Below are 26,186 nucleotides of genomic sequence, written 5' to 3'. Positions count from 1 at the left end.
ATGAGCAAGACCCTTATCCGCGGTGCGAAGGTCCTCGGCGGCGACGTCCAGGACGTCCTCATCGACAACGACACCATCGCCGAGGTCGGCACCGGGCTCTCCGCCGAGGGCGCGACCGTGATCGAGGCCGACGGACTGATCCTGCTGCCCGGTCTGGTCGACCTCCACACCCACCTGCGCGAGCCCGGCCGCGAGGACTCCGAGACCGTCCTCACCGGCACCCGCGCCGCCGCCTCCGGCGGCTACACCGCCGTCTTCGCCATGGCCAACACCCACCCGGTCGCCGACACCGCCGGCGTCGTCGAGCAGGTCTACCGCCTCGGCAAGGAGTCCGGCTACTGCGACGTCCAGCCCATCGGCGCCGTCACCGTCGGCCTGGAGGGCAAGAAGCTCGCCGAGCTCGGCGCCATGCACGACTCCGCCGCCGGCGTCACGGTCTTCTCCGACGACGGCAAGTGCGTCGACGACGCCGTCATCATGCGCCGCGCCCTGGAGTACGTGAAGGCCTTCGGCGGCGTCGTCGCCCAGCACGCCCAGGAGCCCCGCCTCACCGAGGGCGCCCAGATGAACGAGGGCGTCGTCTCCGCCGAGCTCGGCCTCGGCGGCTGGCCCGCCGTCGCCGAGGAGTCGATCATCGCCCGCGACGTCCTCCTCGCCGAGCACGTCGGCTCCCGCGTCCACATCTGCCACCTCTCCACCGCCGGCTCCGTCGAGATCGTCCGCTGGGCCAAGTCCCGCGGCATCGACGTCACCGCCGAGGTCACCCCGCACCACCTCCTCCTCACGGACGAGCTGGTCCGCTCGTACAACCCGGTCTACAAGGTCAACCCGCCGCTGCGCACCGAGAAGGACGTCCTCGCCCTGCGCGAGGCGCTGGCCGACGGCACGATCGACATCGTCGCCACCGACCACGCCCCGCACCCGCACGAGGACAAGGACTGCGAGTGGGCCGCGGCCGCCATGGGCATGGTCGGCCTGGAGACCGCCCTCTCCGTCGTCCAGCAGACGATGGTCGAGACCGGCCTCCTCGACTGGGCCGGCGTCGCCGACCGGATGTCCTTCGCGCCCGCCCGCATCGGACGGGCCAAGGGCCACGGACGCCCCGTCTCGGCAGGTGAGCCCGCGAACCTGACGCTGGTCGATCCGGCTTACCGTGGTGTCGTGGACCCCGCGGACTTCGCCTCCCGCAGCCGCAACACCCCCTACGAGGGCCGCGAGCTGCCGGGACGCGTCACCCACACCTTCCTGCGGGGCCGGGCAACGGTCGTGGACGGGAAGCTGGCGTGACACCACTCATCGCAATCGCCGCAGAGGCTGCCGAACAGAAATCGGCGGAGGTGACCGACTGGGCCGGGCGGCTCGGCTGGGTCGCCGGACTGCTCCTCTTCGTCGCCTTCGTGTACTGGCTGATGCGCCAGGGATGGAAGTGGCGAGGCAGCCTCCAGTCGGACCTGCCCGGGCTTCCCACCGCGCCCCCGGCGCCCGGTGAGGCCACACTGACTCTCAGCGGGCGCTACCACGGGTCCACGACCGCCGGGCAGTGGCTCGACCGGATCGTCGCCCACGGCCTCGGCACCCGCAGCCGCGTCGAGCTCACGCTCACCGACGCCGGGATCGAGGTCGTCCGCCCCGGAGCGAACGACTTCTTCGTACCGGCCGCCGCCCTGCGCGGCGCCCGCCTCGACAAGGGCATCGCCGGCAAGGTCCTCCCCGAGGGCGGGCTCCTGATCATCACCTGGGAGCACGGCGGCAAGCAGCTCGACTCCGGCTTCCGCTCCGACCGGGCGGCCGAGCACACCGCCTGGGTCGAGGCCCTCAACTCCATGAACGCCGTATCCACCACGACGGAAGGCATCGCACGATGACGACCTCCACCAGGGGAGCCGCCAAGGTTCCCGCCGTACTCGTCCTGGAGGACGGCCGCATCTTCCGCGGCCGCGCCTACGGGGCCGTGGGGGAGACCTTCGGCGAGGCCGTGTTCTCCACCGGCATGACCGGCTACCAGGAGACCCTCACCGACCCGTCGTACCACCGGCAGGTCGTGGTCATGACCGCCCCCCACGTCGGCAACACCGGCGTCAACGACGAGGACCCCGAGTCCGGCCGCATCTGGGTCTCCGGCTACGTCGTCCGCGACCCCGCCCGCGTCTCGTCCAACTGGCGCTCCCGGCGCTCGCTGGACGAGGAGCTGCGCGACCAGGGCGTCGTCGGCATCCAGGGCATCGACACCCGCGCCCTCACCCGCCACCTGCGCGAGAGCGGCGCCATGCGCGTCGGCATCTTCTCCGGCAACGCGCTCCCCGACGAGGGCACCATGCTCGCCGAGGTCCGCCGGCAGCCCGAGATGAAGGGCGCGAACCTCTCCGCCGAGGTCGCCACCCAGGAGACGTACGTCGTCCCCGCGATCGGCGAGAAGAAGTTCACCGTCGCCGCCGTCGACCTCGGCATCAAGGGCATGACCCCGCACCGGATGGCCGAACGCGGCATCGAGGTCCACGTCCTGCCCGCCACCGCCACCGCCGAGGACATCTACGCCGTCCAGCCCGACGGCGTGTTCTTCTCCAACGGCCCGGGCGACCCGGCCACCGCCGACGGACCCGTCTCCGTCATGCAGGCCGTCCTGGAGCGCAAGACGCCGCTCTTCGGCATCTGCTTCGGCAACCAGATCCTCGGCCGTGCCCTCGGCTTCGGCACCTACAAGCTGAAGTACGGCCACCGCGGCATCAACCAGCCGGTCCAGGACCGCACCACCGGCAAGGTCGAGGTCACCGCGCACAACCACGGCTTCGCCGTCGACGCGCCCCTCGACGAGGTCTCCGAGACCCCCTACGGACGGGTCGAGGTCTCCCACGTCTGCCTGAACGACAACGTCGTGGAAGGCCTCCAGCTGCTCGACCAGCCCGCCTTCTCCGTCCAGTACCACCCCGAGGCGGCCGCGGGCCCGCACGACGCCGCGTACCTCTTCGACCGCTTCGTGACCCTCATGGAGGCCGAGCGTGCCTAAGCGCACCGATATCCAGTCCGTCCTGGTCATCGGCTCCGGCCCGATCGTCATCGGCCAGGCCGCAGAGTTCGACTACTCCGGCACCCAGGCCTGCCGCATCCTCAAGGCCGAGGGCCTGCGGGTGATCCTGGTCAACTCCAACCCGGCCACGATCATGACCGACCCGGAGATCGCCGACGCCACCTACGTCGAGCCGATCACCCCCGAGTTCGTCGAGAAGATCATCGCCAAGGAGCGCCCCGACGCCCTCCTGCCCACCCTCGGCGGCCAGACCGCGCTCAACACCGCGATCTCCATGCACGAGCAGGGCGTCCTCGAGAAGTACGGCGTCGAGCTCATCGGCGCCAACGTCGAGGCCATCCACAAGGGCGAGGACCGCGACCTCTTCAAGGGCGTCGTCGAGGCCGTCAAGGCCAAGATCGGATACGGCGAGTCCGCCCGCTCCGTCATCTGCCACTCCATGGACGACGTCCTCAAGGGCGTCGAGACGCTCGGCGGCTACCCCGTCGTCGTCCGCCCCTCCTTCACCATGGGCGGCGCCGGCTCCGGCTTCGCCCACGACGAGGAGGAGCTGCGCCGCATCGCCGGCCAGGGCCTGACGCTCTCCCCGACCACCGAGGTGCTCCTGGAGGAGTCCATCCTCGGCTGGAAGGAGTACGAGCTGGAGCTCATGCGCGACAAGAACGACAACGTCGTGGTCGTCTGCTCCATCGAGAACTTCGACCCCATGGGCGTCCACACCGGCGACTCGATCACCGTCGCCCCGGCGATGACGCTCACCGACCGCGAGTACCAGCGCCTGCGCGACATCGGCATCGCGATCATCCGCGAGGTCGGCGTCGACACCGGCGGCTGCAACATCCAGTTCGCGGTCAACCCGGACGACGGCCGGATCATCGTCATCGAGATGAACCCGCGCGTCTCCCGCTCCTCGGCGCTCGCCTCCAAGGCGACCGGCTTCCCGATCGCCAAGATCGCGGCCCGTCTCGCCGTCGGCTACACGCTGGACGAGATCCCGAACGACATCACGGAGAAGACCCCGGCGTCCTTCGAGCCCACGCTCGACTACGTCGTCGTCAAGGCCCCGCGCTTCGCCTTCGAGAAGTTCCCGCAGGCCGACTCCACCCTCACCACCACCATGAAGTCCGTCGGCGAGGCCATGGCCATCGGCCGCAACTTCACCGAGGCCCTCCAGAAGGCCCTGCGCTCCCTGGAGAAGAAGGGCTCGCAGTTCACCTTCACCGGCGAGCCCGGCGACAAGGCCGAACTGCTCCGCGAGTCGGTCCGCCCGACCGACGGCCGCATCAACACGGTCATGCAGGCCATCCGCGCCGGCGCCACCCCGCAGGAGGTCTTCGACGCCACGAAGATCGACCCCTGGTTCGTCGACCAGCTCTTCCTGATCAAGGAGATCGCCGACGACCTGGCCGCCGCCGAGAAGCTCGGCCCCGAGCTGCTCGCCGAGGCCAAGCGCCACGGCTTCTCCGACGCCCAGATCGCCGAGATCCGCGGCCTGCGCGAGGACGTCGTCCGCGAGGTCCGGCACGCCCTCGGCGTCCGCCCGGTCTACAAGACGGTCGACACCTGCGCCGCCGAGTTCGCCGCCAAGACCCCGTACTTCTACTCGTCCTACGACGAGGAGACCGAGGTCGCCCCGCGCGAGAAGCCCGCGGTGATCATCCTGGGCTCCGGCCCGAACCGCATCGGCCAGGGCATCGAGTTCGACTACTCCTGCGTCCACGCCTCCTTCGCCCTGAGCGACGCCGGCTACGAGACCGTGATGGTCAACTGCAACCCGGAGACCGTCTCGACGGACTACGACACCTCCGACCGCCTGTACTTCGAGCCGCTGACGCTGGAAGACGTGCTGGAGATCGTCCACGCCGAGACCCTCGCCGGCCCCGTCGCCGGTGTCGTCGTCCAGCTCGGCGGCCAGACCCCGCTGGGCCTGTCGCAGGCGCTCAAGGACAACGGCGTGCCGGTCGTCGGCACCTCCCCGGAGGCCATCCACGCCGCCGAGGACCGCGGCGCCTTCGGCCGCGTCCTCGCCGAGGCCGGGCTCCCCGCGCCGAAGCACGGCACCGCGACCACCTTCGCCGGCGCCAAGGCCATCGCCGACGAGATCGGCTACCCCGTCCTCGTACGCCCCTCGTACGTGCTCGGCGGCCGCGGCATGGAGATCGTGTACGACGAGGCCCGCCTGGAGTCGTACATCGCCGAGTCCACCGAGATCAGCCCCACCCGGCCGGTCCTGGTCGACCGCTTCCTCGACGACGCCATCGAGATCGACGTCGACGCGCTCTACGACGGCGAGGAGCTCTACCTCGGCGGCGTCATGGAGCACATCGAGGAGGCCGGCATCCACTCCGGCGACTCGGCCTGCGCCCTGCCCCCGATCACCCTCGGCGGCTTCGACATCAAGCGCCTGCGGGCCTCCACCGAGGCCATCGCCAAGGGCGTCGGCGTCCGCGGCCTGATCAACATCCAGTTCGCCATGGCCGGCGACATCCTCTACGTCCTGGAGGCCAACCCGCGCGCCTCCCGGACCGTCCCCTTCACCTCGAAGGCGACCGCCGTGCCGCTCGCGAAGGCCGCCGCCCGCATCTCGCTCGGCGCCACCATCGCCGAGCTGCGCGCCGAGGGCCTGCTGCCGAAGAACGGCGACGGCGGCACCCTGCCGCTCGACGCGCCGATCTCCGTCAAGGAGGCCGTGATGCCGTGGTCGCGCTTCCGCGACGTGCACGGCCGCGGCGTCGACACCGTCCTCGGCCCGGAGATGCGCTCCACCGGCGAGGTCATGGGCATCGACGCGGTCTTCGGCACGGCCTACGCCAAGTCGCAGGCCGGCGCCTACGGCCCGCTGCCCACCAAGGGCCGCGCGTTCATCTCGGTCGCCAACCGCGACAAGCGCTCGATGATCTTCCCGGCCCGCGAGCTCGTCGCCCACGGCTTCGAACTCCTCGCCACCTCCGGCACCGCCGAGGTCCTCAAGCGGAACGGCATCAACGCCACGGTCGTCCGCAAGCTCAGCGAGGGCGAGGGCCCCGACGGCGAGAAGACCATCGTCCAGCTCATCCACGACGGCCAGGTCGACCTGATCGTCAACACCCCGTACGGCACCGGCGGCCGCCTCGACGGCTACGAGATCCGTACGGCCGCGGTGGCGCGCAGCGTCCCCTGCCTCACCACGGTCCAGGCGCTCGCCGCGGCCGTCCAGGGCATCGACGCGCTGAACCGCGGCGACGTGGGCGTCCGCTCGCTCCAGGAGCACGCGGAGCACCTGATCGCGGCCCGCGACTAGCAAGCCCGTACGAGGAGGGGGACACCGGCAGGACATGCGGTGTCCCCCTCGTCATGACCTGGAGCGACACCCCATGTACAAGTTCTTCTTCAACCTGGTCTTCAAGCGGATGGACCCCGAGCAGGCCCACTACACGGCCTTCCGCTGGATCCGCCTCGCCGCCCGTGTCCCGGTGCTCCGCACCTTCGTCGCCGCCGTCCTCGCGCCCCGGTACAAGGAGCTGCGCACCGAGGCCCTCGGCCTGCGGATGCACGGCCCCTTCGGGCTCGCCGCCGGCTTCGACAAGAACGCCGTCGCCATCGACGGCATGTCGATGCTCGGCTTCGACCACGTAGAGATCGGCACCGTCACCGGCGAGGCCCAGCCCGGCAACCCCAAGAAGCGCCTCTTCCGGCTCGTCCCGGACCGCGCCCTGATCAACCGCATGGGCTTCAACAACGAGGGCTCCGCCGCCGTCGCCGCCCGCCTCGCCGCCCGCAACCCCGTCTTCAAGACGGTCGTCGGCGTCAACATCGGTAAGACCAAGGTCGTCCCCGAGGCCGAGGCCGCCGCCGACTACGTGAAGTCCACCGAGCGCCTCGCCGCCCACGCCGACTACCTCGTCGTCAACGTCTCCTCCCCGAACACCCCCGGGCTGCGCAACCTCCAGGCCACCGAGTCCCTGCGCCCGCTGCTCACCGCCGTCCGCGAGGCCGCCGACCGCACGGTCACCGACCGCCGGGTCCCCCTCCTCGTCAAGATCGCCCCCGACCTGGCCGACGAGGACGTCGACGCGGTCGCCGACCTCGCCCTGGAGCTCGGCCTCGACGGCATCATCGCCACCAACACCACCATCGCGCGCGAGGGCCTCGGCCTGAAGTCCGACCCCGCGCTGATCAAGGAGACAGGCGGCCTGTCCGGCGCGCCCGTCAAGGAGCGCTCCCTGGCCGTCCTGCGCCGCCTCCACGCGCGCGTGGGCGACCGCCTGGTCCTGGTGGGCGTCGGCGGCATCGAGAACGCCGAGGACGCCTGGCAGCGCATCCTCGCCGGCGCCACCCTCGTCCAGGGCTACAGCGCCTTCGTCTACGAGGGCCCCTTCTACGCCCGCGCGATCCACAAGGGCCTCGCGGCGCGCCTTGCGGCCTCCCCGTACGCCACCCTCGCCGAGGCCGTCGGCGCCGACAACCGAAAGGCCGCCTCGTGACTCTCTCCTTCGGCACCCGCCTGCGCTCCGCCATGGACGAGCGCGGCCCGCTCTGCGTCGGCATCGACCCGCACGCCGCCCTGCTCGACTCCTGGGGCCTGACCGACGACATCGCCGGCCTGGAGCGCTTCACCTTCACCGTCGTCGAGGCCCTCGCCGAGACCGTGGCCGTCTTCAAGCCGCAGTCCGCCTTCTTCGAGCGCTTCGGCTCGCGCGGCATCGCGGTCCTGGAGCGCGCCACCGCCGATCTGCGCGCGGCCGGCGGCCTGGTCGTCATGGACGCCAAGCGCGGCGACATCGGCTCCACCATGGCCGCCTACGCGGAGACCTTCCTGCGCAAGGACTCCCCGCTCTTCTCCGACGCGCTGACGGTCTCCCCGTACCTCGGCTACGGCGCCCTGAAGCCCGCCGTCGACCTGGCCCGGGAGTCCGGCGCCGGCCTCTTCGTGCTGGCCCTCACCTCCAACCCGGAGGGCGCCGAGGTCCAGCGGGCGGTCCGCGAGGATGGCCGCACCATCGGCGCGACCATGCTCGCCCACCTCGCCGAGGAGAACGCGGGGGAGACCCCGATGGGCTCCTTCGGCGCGGTCGTCGGCGCCACCCTCGGCGACCTGTCCTCCTTCGACCTGGACATCAACGGGCCGCTCCTCGCCCCCGGCATCGGCGCCCAGGGCGCGACCCCCGCCGACCTCCCGGCCGTCTTCGGCGCGGCGGTCGGCAACGTCGTCCCGAACGTCAGCCGCGGGGTCCTGCGCAACGGTCCGGACGTGGCCGCCCTGCGGGACTCGGCGCACCGCTACGCGGACGAGATCCGCGCGGCCGTCGCCGGCTGACGCGTCTCCCGGACAATCCGCAGGTGGGAGGGGCGGGGCCGCTCGAAGGTGAGCCGTCTCACCACTTGACGAAATCTTGGCCCAAAACCGGGTCGATATGCCGGAAAAGTCCTGGTCGGTCGATGCTGACCAGGACTTTTCCGCTGTTCTCGCTGACTGGAGCGGCCTTGGCCGCTAGTCTCCGGGGCAGAGCAGGCGTTCAACGGTCACTCCGTTGATCGTTGCTCCACTGGTGTGGGGCGTCCAGGTTCCTCACCGGTCCGTATCCGACAGATCGACATCCGAGGTGACGTAGGCGTGGCTCTTCCGCCCCTTACCCCTGAACAGCGCGCAGCCGCGCTCGAAAAGGCCGCCGCGGCTCGCCGGGAGCGGGCCGAGGTCAAGAATCGACTCAAGCACTCCGGCGCCTCCCTCCACGAGGTCATCAAGAGCGGCCAGGAGAACGACGTCATCGGCAAGATGAAGGTCTCCGCGCTGCTCGAGTCGCTCCCCGGCGTCGGCAAGGTCCGCGCCAAGCAGATCATGGAGCGCCTCGGCATCTCCGAGAGCCGTCGCGTCCGTGGTCTCGGCTCCAACCAGATCGCCTCCCTGGAGCGCGAGTTCGGCAGCACCGGCGCCTGATCCGGTGGCCGGCCCGGCCTCCGATCCGGGACATGCGTCCCGGGCATGCCGGTAAAGCTGGAATAATCGCTGCATGGCAGCAGAGGTACGTCCGCGGTTGACCGTGCTCTCCGGCCCCTCAGGGGTCGGCAAGAGCACGGTCGTCGCTCATATGCGCAAGGTCCACCCCGAGGTCTGGCTCTCGGTGTCGGCGACGACTCGGAAGCCCCGCCCCGGCGAGAAGCACGGCGTCCACTACTTCTTCGTCGCGGACGACGAGTTCGACAAGCTGATCGCCAACGGTGAGCTCCTCGAGTGGGCCGAGTTCGCGGGCAACCGCTACGGCACCCCCCGTGGCGCCGTCCTGGAGCGCCTCGACGCGGGCGAGCCCGTGCTCCTGGAGATCGACCTCCAGGGCGCCCGCCAGGTGAAGGACTCCATGGAGGAGTCCCAGCTGGTCTTCCTCGCCCCGCCGAGCTGGGAGGAGCTGGTCCGCCGGCTCACCGGCCGCGGCACCGAGTCCCCCGAGGTCATCGAGCGCCGGCTGCAGGCCGCGAAGGTCGAACTGGCCGCCGAGTCGGAATTCGACACCACCCTCGTCAACACCTCCGTCGAGGACGTCGCGCGCGAGCTGCTAACGTTGATGCACGTTGTCTGATCTTTTTTCCATCTTCGGAAGGTAGAGCGTGTCCTCTTCCATCACCGCGCCCGAGGGCATCATCAACCCGCCGATCGACGAGCTGCTCGAGGCCACGGACTCGAAGTACAGCCTCGTGATCTACGCGGCCAAGCGCGCGCGGCAGATCAACGCGTACTACTCCCAGCTCGGCGAGGGCCTGCTGGAGTACGTGGGTCCGCTCGTCGACACCCACGTCCACGAGAAGCCGCTCTCGATCGCCCTGCGCGAGATCAACGCGGGTCTGCTGACGTCCGAGGCCATCGAGGGCCCCGCACAGTAAGCACGCGGCGCTTGTAACGCTTGTCACCACAGGCCCGGCGGAACATCCGCCGGGCCTGTGGTGTCTCATGGAGTCGTACGCATCCGAGTGCGGGGAGCAACAGTGAGCGTGGTGGCCGAGCCGAAGGTCGTCCTGGGCGTGAGCGGCGGCATCGCCGCCTACAAGGCGTGCGAGCTGCTGCGCCGACTGACCGAGTCGGGCCACGACGTGCGCGTCGTGCCCACCGACTCCGCCCTCCACTTCGTCGGCGCCGCCACCTGGTCCGCGCTCTCCGGCAACCCGGTCTCCACCGAGGTGTGGGAGAGCGTCCACGAGGTCCCGCACGTGCGGATCGGCCAGGCCGCCGACCTCGTCGTCGTCGCCCCCGCCACCGCCGACATGCTCGCCAAGGCCGCCCACGGCCTCGCGGACGACCTGCTCACCAACACGCTGCTCACCGCGCGCTGTCCGGTCGTCTTCGCCCCCGCCATGCACACCGAGATGTGGGAGCACCCGGCGACCCAGGAGAACGTGGCCACCCTGCGCCGCCGCGGCGCCGTCGTCATCGAGCCGGCCGTCGGCCGCCTCACCGGCGTCGACACCGGCAAGGGCCGGCTCCCCGAACCGGGGGAGATCTTCGAGGTCTGCCGCCGGATCCTCGCCCGCGGCACCGCCGCCCCCGACCTCGCCGGACGCCACGTCGTGGTCAGCGCGGGCGGCACCCGCGAGCCCCTCGACCCCGTCCGCTACCTGGGCAACCGCTCCTCCGGGAAGCAGGGCTACGCCCTCGCCAAGGCCGCCGCCGCCCGCGGCGCCCGGGTCACCCTCGTCGAGGCGAACACCGGGATCGCCGACCCCGCCGGAGTCGACGTGGTCCACGTCGGCACCGCCGTCCAGCTCCGCGAGGCCGTCCTCAAGGCCGCCGCCGACGCCGACGCGGTCGTGATGGCCGCCGCCGTCGCCGACTTCCGCCCGGCCGTCTACGCGCCGGGGAAGATCAAGAAGACGGACGACGGGGGCGCGCCCACGATCGAACTCGTCCGCAACCCCGACATCCTCGCCGAGCTGTCCGCCGACCGCGCCCTGCCCGGCCAGGTGGTCGTCGGTTTCGCCGCCGAGACCGACGACGTCCTCGCCAACGGACGCGCCAAGCTCGCCCGGAAGGGCTGCGACCTCCTCGTCGTCAACGAGGTCGGGGAGCGGAAGACCTTCGGCTCCGAGGAGAACGAGGCCGTCGTCCTCGCCTCGGACGGCGCCGAGACCCCCGTGCCGTACGGCCCGAAGGAAGCGCTCGCCGAAACGGTCTGGGACCTCGTCCTGCCGCGGCTGCGCCCCGCGACCTGACACATCCCCGCCGCCTCCGCGACGCCGCGCAGGGGGGCGTGAACCGGCCTCCAGGAAGGCGCGAAACACCGCCTGACGAGTGATTCGCGCCCCACCCGGATGGGCAGGTCTGCCTTGCCGGAGACCGGTTCCGCCCGCCCACCGGCATTCGCCAGGCGAGACACCTGGTCCATTGCACGACCACGACCGATAGACTGTTCGTGGAACGTCGCGGGGCGCAGCCCCCTGCCGGTCCGCGTCACGAGTAGCCAGCAGCCGCTGCAACCCCAGGGAGCGTTGTGTCCCGTCGTCTGTTCACCTCGGAGTCCGTCACCGAGGGCCACCCCGACAAGATCGCTGACCAGATCAGCGACACCATTCTCGACGCACTGCTGCGCGAGGACCCCACCTCGCGCGTCGCCGTCGAGACGCTGATCACCACCGGTCTGGTGCACGTCGCCGGTGAGGTGACCACCAAGGCGTGGGCGGACATCCCGACCCTCGTCCGGAACAAGATCCTCGAGATCGGTTACGACTCCTCGAAGAAGGGCTTCGACGGCGCCTCCTGCGGCGTGTCGGTGTCCATCGGATCCCAGTCCCCGGACATCGCCCAGGGCGTGGACACCGCGTACGAGAAGCGGGTCGAGGGCGACGAGGACGAGCTCGACAAGCAGGGCGCCGGCGACCAGGGCCTGATGTTCGGCTACGCGTCGGACGAGACCCCCGAGCTGATGCCGCTGCCGATCCACCTGGCGCACCGCCTCTCCCGCCGCCTCACCGAGGTCCGCAAGAACGGGACCATCCCGTACCTGCGCCCCGACGGCAAGACCCAGGTCACCATCGAGTACGACGGCGACAAGGCCGTCCGCCTCGACACGGTCGTCGTCTCCTCGCAGCACGCCTCGGACATCGACCTCGAGTCGCTGCTCGCGCCCGACATCCGCGAGTTCGTCGTCGAGCACGTCCTCAAGCAGCTCGTCGAGGACGGCATCAAGCTCGACACCGACGGCTACCGCCTGCTCGTGAACCCGACCGGCCGCTTCGAGATCGGCGGCCCGATGGGCGACGCCGGCCTCACCGGCCGCAAGATCATCATCGACACCTACGGCGGCATGGCCCGCCACGGCGGCGGCGCCTTCTCCGGCAAGGACCCGTCCAAGGTCGACCGCTCGGCCGCCTACGCCATGCGCTGGGTCGCCAAGAACGTCGTCGCCGCGGGCCTCGCCTCGCGCTGCGAGGTCCAGGTCGCCTACGCCATCGGCAAGGCCGAGCCCGTCGGCCTCTTCGTCGAGACCTTCGGCACCAACACCGTCGAGACCGAGAAGATCGAGAACGCCATCGGCGAGGTCTTCGACCTCCGCCCGGCCGCGATCATCCGCGACCTCGACCTGCTCCGCCCGATCTACTCCCAGACCGCCGCCTACGGCCACTTCGGCCGCGAGCTGCCGGACTTCACCTGGGAGCGCACCGACCGCGTGGACGCCCTGAGGAAGGCCGCCGGCCTGTAGTCCCAGGCAGTACGCGACCGGAGCCCGGTACCCCGTGGGGGTGCCGGGCTCCGGCCGTCCCCGGCTGTCGGTGGGGTCTGGTAGGTATGGGGCTGTGAGCAGCGAGAACGAGAAGTCCGAGGAGCACGAGCAGCTCGCGCTCATCCGGGAGACCGTCCGGAAGGCGAAGGTGCCGCGGGCCAAGCCGCGGACCTGGCGGGGGGCCGCGCTGGCCAAGGAGCTGCCGGTCGCGCGGGTCGTGGTGAACAAGGGGGCGCTCCACCTCGACCAGTTCTTCGACTACGCGGTCCCCGAGGAGCTGGACGAGGCCGCCCGGCCCGGGGTGCGGGTGCGGGTGCGGTTCGGGGCGGGGGCCCACCAGGTCAAGAACGGGCGGCGCGAGGGCGGGCGGCTCATCGACGGGTTCCTCGTCGAGCGGCGGGCCACCTCGGACTACTCCGGGCCGCTGGCCGCGCTCGCCGACGTCGTCTCGCCCGAGCCGGTGCTCGGACCCGGGCTGCTCGGCCTCGCCCGCGCCGTCGCCGACCGGTACGCGGGCAGTCTCGCCGACGTGCTCCAGCTCGCCGTGCCGCCGCGCAGCGCCAAGGCGGAGGGCCGGCCCTCGCCCGCGCCGCTGCCGCCGCCGAGGGCGCCGGAGCCGGGGAGCTGGACGCGGTACGAGCGCGGGTCGGCGTTCCTGGACTCCCTCGCGCGCGGCGGGGCGCCCCGCGCCGTGTGGAACGCGCTGCCGGGACCGTACTGGGCCCAGGAGATCGCCCGCGCCGTCGCCGCCACCCTCGCCTCCGGGCGGGGCGCACTCGTCGTCGTCCCCGACGGGCGGGCCGCCGGCCGGGTCGACGCGGCGCTGACCGAGGTCCTGGGGGAGGGGCGGCACGCGCTGCTCACCGCCGAGGCGGGCCCCGAGAAGCGGTACGCGCGGTGGCTCGCCGTCCGGCGCGGCGCCGTGCGGGCCGTCGTGGGCACCCGGGCCGCCATGTTCGCGCCCGTGCGGGACCTCGGCCTCGTCGTCATCTGGGACGACGGCGACGGCAGCCACAGCGAACCGCACGCCCCCCAGCCCCACGCCCGCGAGGTGCTGCTGCTGCGCGCCGCCCACGACCGGTGCGCCTTCCTGCTCGGCTCCACCAGCTGCACCGTCGAGGCCGCGCAGCTCGTCGAGTCCGGCTGGGCCCAGCCCCTCGTGGCCGGCCGGGACCAGGTGCGGATCGCCGCGCCGCTCGTGCGGACCGTCGGCGACACCGACCTCGCCCGCGACGAGGCCGCGCGGGCCGCCCGGCTGCCCACGCTCGCCTGGCAGGTGGTCCGGGAGGGCCTCAAGAGCGGGCCGGTGCTCGTCCAGGTCCCCCGCCGGGGGTACGTGCCGAGGCTGGCCTGCGAGCGCTGCCGCACACCCGCCCGCTGCGGGCACTGCGCGGGACCCCTGGAGGCCCCCGAGCAGCAGGAGCTGCGGTGCGGCTGGTGCGGCCGCGGCGCCCCCGACTGGCACTGCGCGGAGTGCGGCTCGACCCGGCTGCGGGCCCAGGTGGTCGGGGCCCGGCGGACCGCGGAGGAGCTCGGCCGGGCGTTCCCCGCCGTCCCCGTACGGACCTCCGGACGCGACCACGTCCTGGACAGCGTGCCCGGACGCCCCGCGCTCGTCGTCTCCACCCCCGGAGCCGAGCCCGTCGCCGAGGGCGGCTACGCGGCCGCGCTGCTCCTCGACGGCTGGGCCATGCTCGGCCGGCCCGACCTGCGCGCGGGCGAGGAGGCGCTGCGCCGCTGGATCGACGCGGCCGCGCTGGTCCGCGGCCAGGCCGAGGGCGGCACCGTCGTCGTGGTCGCCGAGCCGACCCTCCGGCCCGTCCAGGCGCTCGTCCGCTGGGACCCGGCCGGGCACGCCCGACGGGAGCTGGCCGAGCGGGCCGAGCTGGGCTTCCCCCCGGTCTCCCGGATGGCCGCCGTGACGGGGCCGCCGGAGGCCGTCGAGGACTTCCTCGCGGCGGCCGGGCTCCCCGCCGACGCCGAGGTCCTCGGGCCCGTGCCGCTGCCCGTCGTCCGCCCCGGCGGGCCCCGCAGGCCGGGCGACCCGCCACCGGGCGAGCAGTGGGACCGGGCCCTGGTCCGGGTCCGGCCGGGCAGCGGGGCGGCCCTCGCGACCGCGCTCAAACAGGCGCGGGCCGGGCGCCTCGCGCGGGGCGGCGGGGATCCGGTGCGGATCCGCGTGGACCCGCCGGACATCGGCTGACGGGGCGCTCCTGGAGACCGGAGGGGCAGCGCCCGAAGCCGGCGGGACGATGCCCTGAAGGCCGGCGGGACGGCGCCCCGAAGTCGGCGGGACGGCGCCCCGAAGTCGGCAGGACGGGGCCCTGGAGCCGACGGGACGACGCCCCGGAGACCGGAGGGGCGGCGCCCGGAGCCGGAAGGCGTCCCCCGGAAACGCCACGGCCGCCCGTCCCCGGTGGGGCGGGCGGCCGTGCGGTGTTCGGCGGTCAGGCGTTGCGCGGGCCGGGGAAGGCCGACGGGCGCGGGTCCTCGCGGAGGGCGGAGCTGCCCGAGGTGGGCTGCGGCGGCATCGAACGGGCGGCGGGGACCGAGGGGAGCGCGCGGGCCACGCCCGGCTCCGCCGCGTGGTCCTGGTCCACGGCCGCACCCGGCTGGGGCGTGCGCCGGGCGCCGTAGCGGCGGTGGACGGCCTGCTTGGTGACCCCGAGCGCGGAACCCACCGCGTCCCAGGAGAACCCGAGCGAGCGGTCGAAGTCGACCGCCGCGGTCACCAGGGTCTCGACGCTGTCCCGCAGCTCCTGGGCGAGGCGGACGGTCGGGGCGGGCGCGCGCCCGTAGACGACGAAGCCCGTGGACGGGCCGGAGCGGCGAGGACGGTAGACATTGCCCAGCTGGGCCGTGAGCGTGCGCAGTGCGTCCACCTGCCGCCGGACCCGCTCGATGTCCCGCACCAACAGATGCAGACTTGCCCGGGCTTGGGCGTCGTGGGTTGCGTGGTCGGCCATGTGAAAGCCTCTCGAACCGGCGTGTGAAGGGGGCGGGCCGCGGAGGGGGAACAGCGGCCCGATTCGGTCAATCTCTCTTGACCAACGCGCCACCGGGAGTTGGGTCACGCTGCGGGGGCGTACACGCATATGCGCGGGGCGCTCGTCCTCCCGTACGCCCCCTCCGTCTCGGCCGCCTAGACTGGTGCGCTGCCCACAACGCCCCCGGAGAGACAGGCAGTCGCCACCCATGAAGCTCGTCTTCGCAGGCACCCCCGAGGTCGCCGTTCCCGCCCTGGACGCCCTGCTCGCCTCCGGGCGGCACGAGGTGGCCGCCGTGGTCACCCGGCCGGACGCCCCGGCGGGGCGCGGCCGGCGGCTCGTCGCCAGCCCGGTCGCCCAGCGGGCCGAGGAGGCGGGCATCGAGGTCCTGAAGCCGGCCAGGCCGCGCGACGAGGAGTTCCTCGCCCGGTTGCGGGAGATCGCGCCGGACTGCTGCCCGGTCGTCGCGTACGGCGCGCTGCTGCCCAAGGTCGCGCTCGACATCCCCGCCCGCGGCTGGGTCAACCTGCACTTCTCGCTGCTGCCCGCCTGGCGGGGCGCGGCGCCCGTCCAGCACTCCCTGATGGCCGGCGACCAGGTGACGGGCGCCTCCACCTTCCTCATCGAGGAGGGCCTGGACTCCGGGCCGGTCTACGGCGTCGTCACCGAGGACATCCGCCCGACCGACACCAGCGGCGACCTGCTCACCCGCCTCGCCTTCGCGGGCGCCGGACTGCTCGCCGCGACCATGGACGGCATCGAGGACGGCACGCTCCAGGCCGTCCCGCAGCCGGTCGAGGGCGTCACCCTCGCGCCGAAGATCCAGGTCGAGGACGCCCACGTCGACTTCGCCGCCCCCGCGCTCCGGGTCGACCGCGTGGTCCGCGGCTGCACCCCGGCCCCCGGCGCCTGGACCGTCTTCCGCGGCGAGCGCCTCAAGCTGATCCAGGTCGCCCCCCTCCCGGACCGCACCGACCTCGCCCCGGGCGAGCTCGTCGTCGGCAAGAACAACGTGTACGCGGGCACCGGCTCGTACGCCGTGGAACTGCTCTGGGTCCAGCCCCAGGGCAAGAAGCCCATGAAGGCCGCCGACTGGGCCCGGGGAGTCCGGATCGCCCCCGGCGAGCGGCTCGGGGCGTAGGGCGCGGGCGGCTCCGCGGGCGACGTAGGCTGGGAGCGTTCGACCCCTCATTTCGTCACGCGGAGCACCTTTGAGCGAGCAGGCACGTCGCCGTCCCCACAAGCCCCACCGGCGGCCCCAGAAGGACCCCGTCCGGATGCTCGCCTTCGAGGCGCTGAGGGCGGTGGACGAGCGGGACGCCTACGCGAACCTGGTGCTGCCGCCGCTCCTCAGGAAGGCCCGGGAGAAGGGCGACTTCGACGGGCGGGACGCGGCGCTCGCGACCGAGCTCGTCTACGGGACGCTGCGCCGCCAGGGCACGTACGACGCGATCATCGCGGCCTGCGTCGACCGGCCGCTGCGCGAGGTCGACCCGCCCGTGCTCGACGTCCTCTCGCTCGGCGCCCACCAGCTCCTGGGCACCCGGATCCCGACCCACGCCGCCGTCTCCGCCAGCGTCGAGCTGGCCCGGGTGGTGCTCGGCGACGGACGCGCCAAGTTCGTGAACGCCGTCCTGCGGAAGATCGCGCAGCAGGACCTGGACGCCTGGGTGGAGCAGGTCGCCCCGCCGTACGACGAGGACGCCGAGGACCACCTCGCCGTCGTCCACTCGCACCCCCGCTGGGTGGTCTCCGCGCTGTGGGACTCCCTGGGCGGCGGCCGCGCCGGGATCGAGCGCCTCCTCGAGGCCGACAACGAGCGGCCCGAGGTCACCCTCGTCGCCCGGCCCGGCCGGGTCACCGTCGAGGAGCTGGCCGCCACGGCCGAGACCGAGCCCGGCCGCTGGTCGCCGTACGCCCTGCGGATGGCCGAGGGCGGCGAGCCCGGCGCCATCGAGGCGGTCAAGGAGGGCCGGGCCGGCGTCCAGGACGAGGGCAGCCAGCTCGTCGCGATCGCCCTCGCGAACGCTCCCCTGGAGGGCGGCGACACCCGCTGGCTCGACGGCTGCGCCGGCCCCGGCGGCAAGGCCGCGCTGCTCGGCGCCCTCGCGGCCGAGCGCGGCGCCTTCCTGCTCGCCTCCGAGAAGCAGCCGCACCGCGCCCGCCTGGTCGAGCGCGCCCTGGCCGGCAACCCCGGACCGTACCGGGTGATCGCCGCCGACGGCACCCGCCCGCCGTGGCGCCCCGGCTCCTTCGACCGGGTCCTCATGGACGTGCCGTGCTCCGGCCTCGGCGCCCTGCGCCGCCGCCCCGAGGCCCGCTGGCGCCGCCGCCCCGAGGACCTGGACGCCTTCGCCCCGCTCCAGCGCGCCCTGCTCACCGAGGCGCTCGGCGCCGTCCGCGTCGGGGGCGTGGTGGGGTACGCGACCTGCTCGCCGCACCTCGCCGAGACCCGGGTGGTCGTCGACGACGTCCTCAAGAAGGTGGGCGGCGCCGAGCTGATCGACGCCCGCCCGCTGCTGCCCGGCGTCCCGGACCTCGGCGACGGCCCGGACGTCCAGCTGTGGCCGCATCTGCACGGTACGGACGCCATGTACCTGGCGCTGCTGCGCCGGACCGCCTGAGTCCCGGCCGTCCGGCCGTTCGATCGCCCGACCGCAATCTCCCGGTCTGTACGGGTCCCGGACTCGTCGCTTCGTACCGAAACCGGTCTGGACCGGATCCGAAACCGCTCAGCGGCAAAGAAGTGCCCAAGAACGTGGGAGGCTTGGCTCATGGCGCAGATCAACCCCAGCATCCTGTCCGCGGACTTCGCCCGGCTCGCCGATGAGGCGAAGGCCGTCGGCGGCGCGGACTGGCTGCACGTCGACGTGATGGACAACCACTTCGTCCCCAACCTGACGCTGGGCGTCCCGATCGTGGAGTCGCTGGCCCGTGCGACGGACACCCCGCTCGACTGCCACCTGATGATCGAGGACCCCGACCGCTGGGCCCCGCAGTACGTGGAGGCGGGCGCCGGCTCGGTGACCTTCCACGTCGAGGCCGCCGCGGCACCGGTCCGGCTCGCCCGGGAGATCCGGGCCAAGGGCGCGCGCGCCTCGATGGCGCTCAAGCCGGCCACGCCCATCGAGCCGTACGAGGACCTGCTCCCCGAGCTCGACATGCTGCTCATCATGACCGTCGAGCCCGGCTTCGGCGGCCAGGCCTTCCTCGACATCATGCTCCCCAAGATCCGCCGCACTCGGGAACTGATCTCCAAGCACGGTCTGGAGCTGTGGCTCCAGGTCGACGGCGGGGTCGCCGAGTCCACGATCGAGCGGTGCGCCGAGGCCGGCGCCGACGTCTTCGTCGCGGGTTCCGCGGTGTACGGCGCGGCGGACCCGGCCGCGGCCGTCGCCTCGCTCAGGGCCCGCGCGGAGGCGGCGACCGCCTCCGCCGCGTGGGCGTGTGGCCACTGAGCCACCGGCGGATGAACGCGGTCCGTCGGGCCGCCGACAGGACTGATCAAGGCCCGCCGGATCTGACAGGATGAACGGCGAGTCCAGAGTGTGAACGACATCGGTATGTGACTTCCGTACGTGAACAGCGGTACGTGAACAGCAGTGAGGAGAGCGCGGTGGCGGGTATGTCGGCGGGACGGTCAGCCCTGCGGATGGGCCCCGCGGAGCTGGTGCAGGCGGCGGCCATGGCCCGCCGCTTCTACCTCGAGGGCAAGTCCAAGATCCAGATCGCCGAGGAGTTCGGCGTGAGCCGCTTCAAGGTGGCCCGGGTCCTGGAGACCGCACTGGAGCGCGACCTCGTGCGGATCGAGATCCGCGTACCGGCCGAGCTGGACGCCGAGCGCTCCGACGCGCTCCGCGCCCGCTACGGGCTCCGCCACGCCGTCGTCGTCGAGTCCCCGGCGGAGGGCGACGACGAGTCGCCCGACCCGGAGAACCTCGGCGAGGTCGCGGCCGACCTGCTCGGCGAACTCGTCACCGAGGGCGACGTCCTCGGCCTGGCCTGGGGCCGCTCCACCATCCACATGGCGGCGGCCCTCGACCGGCTGCCGCCCTGCACGGTCGTCCAGCTCACCGGCGTGTACGACGCCGGGACCGCCGAGCGCGGCTCCGTCGAGGCCGTGCGCCGCGCCGCCCAGGTCTCCGGCGGCGAGGCCCACCCCATCTACGCGCCCATGCTGCTGCCCGACCCGGCGACCGCGGCCGCGCTGCGCAGCCAGACCGGCATCGCGCGGGCCTTCGAGTACTTCGACAAGGTCACCGTCGCCTGCGTCTCCATCGGCTCCTGGGAGCCGGGCATCTCCACCGTCCACGACATGCTCTCCGACGCCGAGCGCGCCCACTACGCCTCGCTCGGCGTCGCCGCCGAGATGTCCGCGCACCTCTTCGACACCGAGGGGCGCCGGGTCGGCCGCGACCTCGGCGAGCGCTGCATCACCGTCGAGGCGGACCGGCTGCGCCGGATCCCCGAGGTCGTGGCGATCGCCGGCGGCCAGCGCAAGGCCGCCGCGATCGGGGCGGTGCTCCGCTCCGGACTCGTCACCAGCCTGGTCACCGACCGCGCCGCCGCGGACTACCTGCTCACCGAGTCCAGCCCGGGCACGCACCCGGCGCTGGAGCGCAGGGACCCCGACGGCAACTGAGCGAAGCCGCACGGCGGCCGGGGCCGGAGCCGTCCCGCAACGGTATGTTCGGGACATGCTGCTCCGGCCCCCGCGCGTGCTCCTCGCGCTCGTCCTCGCCGTCCTCCTGGCCGGCTGCTCCTCGGCCGGCGGCGGCGCCACGCCCGTGTCCCAGGCCCCGAGCCGTACGGCCGCGACCGCGTCCACCGGCACCTCGGGGCTCCCCACCGTGCGCACCTCGGAGCTGCCTCCCGAGGCGCGGCGGACGCTCGACCTCATCGCGCGCGGCGGCCCCTTCCCGTACGCCAGGGACGGCGCCGTCTTCTCGAACTTCGAGCGCGTCCTGCCCCGGCGCGAGCGCGGCTACTACCACGAGTACACGGTGCGGACCCCCGGCGAGCGCGACCGGGGCGCCCGGCGCATCGTCACCGGACGGAGCGGGGAGACGTACTACACGGACGACCACTACGAGACGTTCCGGGAGGTGGTCGCGGATGAGGATCGATGACGCCGTCGTCCTCGACCTGCACGGGGTCACCGACAAGACCGCCTTCATGAACCGCTGCGTGCGCGCGCTGCCGCTGCCCGTCTGGTTCGGACGCAACTGGGACGCCCTCGCCGACTCCCTCGCCGACATGCGCGAACCCATGGCGGTCGTCGTGACCGGCTGGCAGGCTTATGCCGAGGCCAGTCCCCAGGACTGGGCCATCGCCCAGGAGGTCTTCTCGGCGGCGGCCCGGGCCAGCTCCAAAGGCCTCGCGGTCCTCCTCTCGCTCGGTCATTTGGAGGATCCGACAGCACCCCCTGCCCAAGGCTCGGACGATTCGCCCGCACCGCCCGCGCCACCCCCCGTGGGACAATGAACTACGTGCTTTTTCCCCTGGCTGAAATGCCTAGGGGCCGATCCGAACGACTGGGATGTCAGCACGTGCGTTTCCTCAATGACGTCAAGCCGCCCTACGACCTGACGTACGACGATGTGTTCATGGTGCCGAGCCGCTCGGCCGTCGGTTCCCGCCAGGCCGTGGACCTCTCCTCCCCCGACGGGACCGGGACGACCATCCCGCTCGTCGTGGCCAACATGACCGCCATCGCCGGCCGCCGGATGGCCGAGACCGTCGCCCGCCGCGGCGGCCTGGTCGTCATCCCGCAGGACATCCCCATCGAGGTCGTCACCGACGTCATCTCGTGGGTGAAGAGCCGCCACCACGTGCTGGACACCCCGATCGTCCTGGAGCCGCACCAGACCGTCGCCGACGCGCTCTCCCTGCTCCCGAAGCGCGCCCACGACGCCGGTGTCGTCGTCGACGAGCACCGCCGCCCGGTCGGCGTCGTCACCGACGCCGACCTCTCCGGCGTCGACCGCTTCACGCAGCTCTCCGAGGTCATGTCCAAGGACCTGCTGCTCCTGGACGCCGACATCGACCCGCGCGAGGCCTTCAACACCCTCGACGCCCACAACCGCCGCTACGCCCCGGCCGTGGACGCGGACGGCAAGCTCGTCGGCATCCTCACCCGCAAGGGCGCCCTGCGCGCGACCCTCTACGCCCCTGCCGTCGACGACCGGGGCCAGCTCCGCATCGCCGCCGCCGTCGGCATCAACGGCGACGTGGCCGGCAAGGCCAAGCAGCTGCTCGACGCGGGCGTCGACACGCTCGTCATCGACACCGCGCACGGCCACCAGGAGTCGATGATCAGCGCGATCCGCACCGTGCGCGCGCTCGACCCGCAGGTCCCGATCGTCGCGGGCAACATCGTCGCCGCCGAGGGCGTCAAGGACCTCATCGAGGCGGGCGCGGACATCATCAAGGTCGGTGTCGGCCCCGGCGCCATGTGCACCACCCGCATGATGACCGGCGTCGGCCGGCCGCAGTTCTCCGCCGTCCTGGAGTGCGCCGCCGAGGCGAAGAAGTACGGCAAGCACGTCTGGGCCGACGGCGGCGTCCGTCACCCGCGCGACGTCGCCATGGCGCTCGCCGCCGGCGCGTCCAACGTGATGATCGGCTCCTGGTTCGCCGGTACGTACGAGTCCCCGGGCGACCTCCAGCACGACGCCAAGGGCCGTGCCTACAAGGAGTCCTTCGGCATGGCCTCGGCCCGCGCCGTCCGCAACCGGACCTCCGACGAGTCCGCCTACGACCGCGCCCGCAAGGCGCTGTTCGAGGAGGGCATCTCCACCTCGCGCATGTTCCTCGACCCGCAGCGTCCGGGCGTCGAGGACCTGATCGACTCGATCATCGCGGGTGTCCGGTCCTCCTGCACCTACGCCGGTGCGGCCTCGCTCGCCGAGTTCGAGGAGAAGGCGGTGGTCGGGATCCAGTCCGCGGCGGGCTACGCCGAGGGCAAGCCGCTGCACGCCAGCTGGAGCTGAACGCTCGCGCTGTAGCACGCCTCGGGCCCCGGGACCTCGCTTCCGGGGCCCGAGGCATTTCCGCGGGGCTGCGCCTGCCCCGCGCCCTTGTTGCGGGCGTGCGCCCGCCGGGGCGGTGCCCACGCCCACCCGTTGTGGGCTGCGCCCGCTGGGCCGGCCCCCGCCGCCCCCATGGTGGGCTGCGCCCGCGGGGCGGTGCCCACCCCCGCGCCCCCACTGCGGGCTGCGCCCGCCGGAGCGGTGCCCACCCCGTTGTGGGCAGTCGTTCCGCTGGGGCGGAACGGGTGGGCACAACGGACCCGCGCCCTGCCGACGCCAGAGGCTTCTGTGCCTGGACCCGCACCCCGTGTGCACCGCCACTGGTGGTGCGGGTCCAGGCGCGGGACGCGGAGGCGCCGCTTAAGGGCGCCGTCCCGTGTGCCCACCCGTCCCGCCCCAGCGGGACGATTGCCCACACGGGCAGGGGGGCACCGCCCCGCGCGGGCGCGGGCCCACGGGCGGGTGGGAGCCGTCCCGCAGGGCGCGGGCCCCGCGCGGGGGTGCGGGAGGGGCGCCGCCCAGCGGGGCCGGCGCCCGCACGGGCGGGGCAGCGCCCAGCCGGGTGAGCCCGCGCAGGGTTGCGGGAGGGGCGCCGCCCAGCCGGGGCACGGCTCTCACGCGTGTGGGGCCAGCACCCCCCGCAGCGCCCCCACCACCGCCCCCGCCAGCCGCGCGTGCCCCGCGTCGTTCGGGTGGAGGCCGTCCGCCAGGTGTTCCGGGCCGAGGAGGGCGCGGCCGGGGAGGACGTGGAGGTGGGGGTCGCCCTCGGCGGCCAGGTCGTGGCCCGCCCGCTCCATCGCCCTGCGCAGCTCCGTGAGGGTCGCGCCGAGGGCGTTGCGGGTGTGCTCGGCCTCCGGCCGCAGGACCGGGGAGAGGATCAGCAGAGGCGTGGACGGGTGTCCTCGGCGGACCAGGCCGACGAAGGCCCGGACGGTGGCGTAGAGCCAGTCCGCCGTCGCCGGCACCCGGGACCAGCAGTTGGTGCCGAACGCGAGGGTGATGACCTCGCCCGGGAGCCGCGCCAGCTGCTCGGCCAGCGGCAGCTCGCCCCTGGCCCCGCCCGCGTACCCCAGGTTGACCGGGTCGAGCCCGAGGAGCCGCCCGGCCGTCGCGGGCCAGGAGTGGGCGGGGCGGGTCGACCACCAGCCCTCGGTGATCGAGTCGCCGTGGACGAGCCAGCGGGGCCGGGCCGGGGCGGGGGAGAGGGCGCCGCCGAGGGCCCGCAGGGCGAGCGGAACGGGCGCCTGGCCCTCCGGGAGGTAGACGGTGAACACACCGCCGCCCGGGGGCAGCGGGAGGCGTACGACGGCCTCGGGCCCCGGGGCGACGCACGTCTCGCCGACGAGCCGGACGCCCTGCCAGAGGGCGAAGCAGTGGCGCAGCCCGCGCAGGGGGTCGTCGGGGCCCGGGACGGCCGCCCGGTAGCGGAGCTCCACCGCGCGCGTGCCGGGCGCGGCCGTGAACTCGATCCGTACGCCGATGGGCAGCGCGGCCCGCTCGGCGATGTCCCACGGCAGCCGCGCGAGGTCGTCGGGGTCGGCGCGTACGGGCCGGTCGCCGTCCAGCCAGGCCGTGCCGCGCAGGAACGGCGACGGGTCGAGCCAGTGCACCGAAGCCTCCGATCGCGGGTCGCCCGAGACGGTCGTCGGAGGCTCGCAGCGTGTGTCATTCCCCATGAGGAGTCCATACGCGTGCGCGGGCCGCTTCACACCCGGATGTGTCGATTCATGCGGGGGCGCGCAATGTTCGCCCGTCCGCGCCCGAAGAGCGCAATGATCATCCGGCACTGCGCAACAACCCTGCATTACGACTGCGAACCTTCGCCCCTTAGGCTCGTGCCTCGTACCAGGAGTGGCGGCGACCGCCTGCTCGGCGGTTTTCGTCCCCCGTGGGCATGCCCAGGCATGCCCGTGCACCGCCGCGGTCGCCTCCGTACCCACAGGCAGCGATAAGGAGCCTCCGCAGTGCTGGACCACGGCGCAGCCCCACCGGTCGACGACACGACCACCCCGAAGACCTCCGCTCTCGGCGCGCTCGTCCGCCGCAAGCCGGTAGAACGCCTGGTCGACGAGGGGGGCCAGGGAGAGGGCGGCAGCCTTCGCCGCTCGCTCTCGATGTGGCAGCTGACCATGATCAGCATCGGCGCCACGCTCGGCACCGGCATCTTCGTCGTCCTCGGCGGCGCCGTCCCGAAGGCCGGCCCGGCCGTCACGATCGCCTTCGTCATCGCCGGCCTCACGGCGCTCTTCTCGGCCCTCTCGTACGCCGAGCTGGCCGGCTCCATACCGGTCGCCGGATCCTCGTACTCGTACGCGTACGCAACGATGGGCGAACTCGTCGCCTGGGTCTGCGGCTGGTGTCTGGTCCTTGAGTACGGCGTCTCCGTCGCCGCCGTGGCCGTCGGCTGGGGCGAGTACCTCAACGAGCTGCTCGACGGGACCATCGGCGTCACCATCCCCGACGTGCTGTCGTCGGCCCCGGGCGAGGGCGGCGTCATCAACCTGCCCGGTCTGATCGTCGTCCTGCTCGCGATGGTGTTCCTGCTCGGTGGCGCCAAGGAGTCCGCCGTCGTCAACACGATCATGGTCGTGGTGAAGATCGCCGCGCTCGTGCTCTTCTGCGCGATCGGCTTCATGGGCTTCAAGTCCGGCAACTACAAGGACTTCATGCCGCTCGGCATGACCGGCGTCGGCGCCGCGAGCGCCAGCCTGTTCTTCTCGTACATCGGCTTCGACGCCGCCTCCACGGCCGGCGAGGAGGCGAAGAACCCCAAGCGCGACCTGCCCCGCGCGATCATGCTCTCGCTGCTGATCGTCACGGTCCTCTACGTCCTGGTCGCCGCCGTCGCGGTCGGGGCGTGGAACTGGAAGGAGTTCGAGGGCTCCGAGGCCACGCTCGCGGCGATCATGAACGACGTCACCGGCCAGACCTTCTGGGGCACGATGCTCGCCGCCGGCGCGGTCATCTCCATCGCCAGCGTCGTCCTGACCGTGCTCTACGGCCAGACCCGCATCCTCTTCGCGATGTCCCGGGACGGCCTGGTCCCCAAGGTCTTCGGCAAGGTCAGCGGCAAGACCGGCACGCCGCGCGTGAACACGGTCATCGTCTCGCTCTTCTGCGCCGTACTCGCCTCGGTCGTCCCGCTCTACAAGCTCGTCGACGCCACCAGCATCGGCACGCTCTTCGCCTTCGGCCTGGTCAACATCGCGGTCATCGTGCTCCGCTACACCCGCCCGGACATGCCGCGCACCTTCAAGGTGGCCCTCGGCCCGGTCTTCCCGATCCTCGGCCTGGGCTTCTGCGTGTACAACATGTTCGGCCTCGACGCCGTCACCTGGATGTACTTCGGCGGATGGATGGTCGCCGGGCTCGTGTTCTACTTCCTGTACGGCATTCGCCGCTCCCGACTGGCCACGGCCCCGGCCCTGGCAGAGGCTCCAGCAGAGAAGTGATCCAC

At 72.8% G+C, this 26,186-nt stretch carries 22 protein-coding genes; 20 read left to right on the top strand and 2 right to left on the bottom strand.

Going from position 1 to position 26,186, the window contains the following annotated elements; all coding sequences use genetic code 11:
* The 12 genes from ACIGW4_RS25685 (at window position 1) to ACIGW4_RS25630 (ending at window position 14,914) form a co-directional block, all read left to right on the top strand.
* Window positions 1-1,287 (top strand): dihydroorotase, encoded by a 1,287-nt coding sequence (locus tag ACIGW4_RS25685; RefSeq protein WP_123450339.1) that lies wholly within the window; start codon window positions 1-3, stop codon window positions 1,285-1,287.
* Window positions 1,284-1,865 carry a hypothetical protein gene (locus ACIGW4_RS25680; protein ID WP_123450337.1) on the top strand — a complete coding sequence of 194 codons (582 nt, stop codon included), beginning with the start codon at window positions 1,284-1,286 and terminating at the stop codon, window positions 1,863-1,865. The genes ACIGW4_RS25685 and ACIGW4_RS25680 overlap by 4 nt, the downstream gene beginning before the upstream one ends.
* Window positions 1,862-3,004 carry a glutamine-hydrolyzing carbamoyl-phosphate synthase small subunit gene (gene carA, locus ACIGW4_RS25675; RefSeq protein ID WP_123450335.1) on the top strand — a complete coding sequence of 381 codons (1,143 nt, stop codon included), beginning with the start codon at window positions 1,862-1,864 and terminating at the stop codon, window positions 3,002-3,004. The genes ACIGW4_RS25680 and carA overlap by 4 nt, the downstream gene beginning before the upstream one ends.
* On the top strand, window positions 2,997-6,305 hold the full coding sequence (gene carB / locus ACIGW4_RS25670) for a carbamoyl-phosphate synthase large subunit (protein ID WP_398714128.1): 3,309 nt from the start codon (window positions 2,997-2,999) through the stop codon (window positions 6,303-6,305). Before carA ends, carB begins: the two co-directional genes overlap by 8 nt.
* Window positions 6,306-6,378: 73 nt before the next feature.
* Window positions 6,379-7,488, top strand: a complete 1,110-nt coding sequence (locus ACIGW4_RS25665; protein WP_123450331.1) for a quinone-dependent dihydroorotate dehydrogenase — start codon at window positions 6,379-6,381, stop codon at window positions 7,486-7,488.
* On the top strand, window positions 7,485-8,321 hold the full coding sequence (gene pyrF / locus ACIGW4_RS25660) for an orotidine-5'-phosphate decarboxylase (protein ID WP_123450329.1): 837 nt from the start codon (window positions 7,485-7,487) through the stop codon (window positions 8,319-8,321). The genes ACIGW4_RS25665 and pyrF overlap by 4 nt, the downstream gene beginning before the upstream one ends.
* A gap of 297 nt (window positions 8,322-8,618) precedes the next feature.
* Window positions 8,619-8,942: an integration host factor gene (locus ACIGW4_RS25655; RefSeq protein ID WP_030693098.1), complete on the top strand. Its 324-nt coding sequence runs from the start codon at window positions 8,619-8,621 to the stop codon at window positions 8,940-8,942.
* 73 nt (window positions 8,943-9,015) lie between these two features.
* The gene (gene gmk, locus ACIGW4_RS25650) at window positions 9,016-9,579 is read left to right on the top strand and encodes a guanylate kinase (protein ID WP_123450327.1); all 564 of its coding nucleotides are present in this window, start codon (window positions 9,016-9,018) and stop codon (window positions 9,577-9,579) included.
* Window positions 9,580-9,607: 28 nt separating this feature from the next.
* Entirely contained in the window at window positions 9,608-9,880 is a 273-nt protein-coding gene (rpoZ, locus tag ACIGW4_RS25645) for a DNA-directed RNA polymerase subunit omega (RefSeq protein WP_005319902.1), read from the top strand.
* Between the two features lie 111 nt (window positions 9,881-9,991).
* The gene (gene coaBC / locus ACIGW4_RS25640) at window positions 9,992-11,203 is read left to right on the top strand and encodes a bifunctional phosphopantothenoylcysteine decarboxylase/phosphopantothenate--cysteine ligase CoaBC (protein WP_185094486.1); all 1,212 of its coding nucleotides are present in this window, start codon (window positions 9,992-9,994) and stop codon (window positions 11,201-11,203) included.
* Between the two features lie 278 nt (window positions 11,204-11,481).
* A complete protein-coding gene (metK, locus tag ACIGW4_RS25635) occupies window positions 11,482-12,690 on the top strand; it encodes a methionine adenosyltransferase (RefSeq protein WP_123450324.1) in 1,209 nt (402 codons plus the stop codon).
* A 94-nt stretch (window positions 12,691-12,784) separates the two neighbouring features.
* Window positions 12,785-14,914 (top strand): primosomal protein N', encoded by a 2,130-nt coding sequence (locus tag ACIGW4_RS25630; RefSeq protein ID WP_399583023.1) that lies wholly within the window; start codon window positions 12,785-12,787, stop codon window positions 14,912-14,914.
* A gap of 244 nt (window positions 14,915-15,158) precedes the next feature.
* On the opposite strand, the gene ACIGW4_RS25625 is transcribed toward ACIGW4_RS25630, so the two are convergent.
* Window positions 15,159-15,677 carry a hypothetical protein gene (locus tag ACIGW4_RS25625; protein WP_123450320.1) on the bottom strand — a complete coding sequence of 173 codons (519 nt, stop codon included), beginning with the start codon at window positions 15,675-15,677 and terminating at the stop codon, window positions 15,159-15,161.
* Between the two features lie 229 nt (window positions 15,678-15,906).
* Between ACIGW4_RS25625 and fmt the strand changes: the two genes are divergently transcribed.
* From fmt to ACIGW4_RS25590, 7 genes are all read left to right on the top strand, one after another.
* A complete protein-coding gene (fmt, locus tag ACIGW4_RS25620) occupies window positions 15,907-16,839 on the top strand; it encodes a methionyl-tRNA formyltransferase (protein WP_123450318.1) in 933 nt (310 codons plus the stop codon).
* A 70-nt stretch (window positions 16,840-16,909) separates the two neighbouring features.
* Entirely contained in the window at window positions 16,910-18,322 is a 1,413-nt protein-coding gene (locus ACIGW4_RS25615) for an RsmB/NOP family class I SAM-dependent RNA methyltransferase (RefSeq protein WP_398712913.1), read from the top strand.
* Window positions 18,323-18,472: 150 nt separating this feature from the next.
* A complete protein-coding gene (gene rpe / locus ACIGW4_RS25610; RefSeq protein WP_041128223.1) occupies window positions 18,473-19,156 on the top strand; it encodes a ribulose-phosphate 3-epimerase in 684 nt (227 codons plus the stop codon).
* 134 nt (window positions 19,157-19,290) lie between these two features.
* The gene (locus ACIGW4_RS25605; RefSeq protein ID WP_185094737.1) at window positions 19,291-20,340 is read left to right on the top strand and encodes a sugar-binding transcriptional regulator; all 1,050 of its coding nucleotides are present in this window, start codon (window positions 19,291-19,293) and stop codon (window positions 20,338-20,340) included.
* A 55-nt stretch (window positions 20,341-20,395) separates the two neighbouring features.
* Window positions 20,396-20,827: a ribonuclease domain-containing protein gene (locus ACIGW4_RS25600; RefSeq protein ID WP_123450312.1), complete on the top strand. Its 432-nt coding sequence runs from the start codon at window positions 20,396-20,398 to the stop codon at window positions 20,825-20,827.
* Window positions 20,814-21,182 (top strand): barstar family protein, encoded by a 369-nt coding sequence (locus ACIGW4_RS25595; protein ID WP_123450310.1) that lies wholly within the window; start codon window positions 20,814-20,816, stop codon window positions 21,180-21,182. The genes ACIGW4_RS25600 and ACIGW4_RS25595 overlap by 14 nt, the downstream gene beginning before the upstream one ends.
* A gap of 65 nt (window positions 21,183-21,247) precedes the next feature.
* Window positions 21,248-22,690, top strand: a complete 1,443-nt coding sequence (locus ACIGW4_RS25590; protein WP_399583020.1) for a GuaB1 family IMP dehydrogenase-related protein — start codon at window positions 21,248-21,250, stop codon at window positions 22,688-22,690.
* Window positions 22,691-23,343: 653 nt separating this feature from the next.
* Here ACIGW4_RS25590 and ACIGW4_RS25585 read toward each other — a convergent pair.
* Window positions 23,344-24,339, bottom strand: a complete 996-nt coding sequence (locus ACIGW4_RS25585) for a GDSL-type esterase/lipase family protein (protein WP_399583054.1) — start codon at window positions 24,337-24,339, stop codon at window positions 23,344-23,346.
* A 354-nt stretch (window positions 24,340-24,693) separates the two neighbouring features.
* On the opposite strand from ACIGW4_RS25585, the gene ACIGW4_RS25580 reads away from it, so the two are divergent.
* Window positions 24,694-26,181, top strand: a complete 1,488-nt coding sequence (locus ACIGW4_RS25580) for an amino acid permease (protein ID WP_359590885.1) — start codon at window positions 24,694-24,696, stop codon at window positions 26,179-26,181.
* Window positions 26,182-26,186 lie beyond the last annotated feature (5 nt).

The sequence above is a fragment of the Streptomyces sp. NPDC053513 genome, from assembly GCF_044544765.1.
Lineage (GTDB): Bacteria > Actinomycetota > Actinomycetes > Streptomycetales > Streptomycetaceae > Streptomyces > Streptomyces litmocidini.
This window is presented reverse-complemented; position numbering and strand designations above follow the sequence as displayed.